1 protein-coding gene is annotated in these 590 nt (G+C 49.2%); it reads right to left on the bottom strand.

Annotated features, from left to right (window positions below; all coding sequences use genetic code 11):
- Positions 1-590: copper homeostasis protein CutC (locus R7Q46_RS28690; protein WP_318078510.1), on the bottom strand; the 590-nt coding region annotated here is incomplete at both ends.

Below are 590 nucleotides of genomic sequence, written 5' to 3'. Positions count from 1 at the left end.
ATCTGCACGTTCGTGTTTTTGACTAAATGACGGACGTTGTCTGCATTCACTCCCGCCCCGGCCATGATCGCAATGCGCCCTTGGGCTTGTTCCACAAGAGATTTAAGTACGCTCTCGCCTGCTGGTGCAGATGGAGCGAGGCCTGAAGTCAGAATACGTTCGCAACCTAAATGGATGATATCTTCCAACGCTTGTTCTGCATTGCGACATTGATCAAACGCACGATGAAACGTGATGCCAAGACCCAGTGCTTGTGCAAACTCGCACAATGCGGTGGCAAACGGCATGTGGATATCACCTTCTTGGGTCAGTACGCCTAGCACCACTCCATCTAAACCAGATTGATGGGCGGCTTCGATGTCCCAGCGCATCATATCTAACTCTTCTTCGTTATAGAAAAAGTCGCCTTGGCGTGGACGAATCATGGCATACACTGGAACAGAAGATTGTTTGGCCGCTTGCTGCATAAAACCGTAGCTTGGCGTTAAGCCACCCAATGCGAGAGATGAGCAAAGCTCAATACGAGTTGCGCCACCAGCAATGGCGTAATGAAGAGATTCAATATTATCAATACAGACTTCTAGGTGAGT

The organism is Vibrio sp. 811 (genome assembly GCF_033339195.1).
Note: the sequence above shows the minus strand (reverse complement) of the source record. Positions and strands in the feature narration are given on the sequence as shown.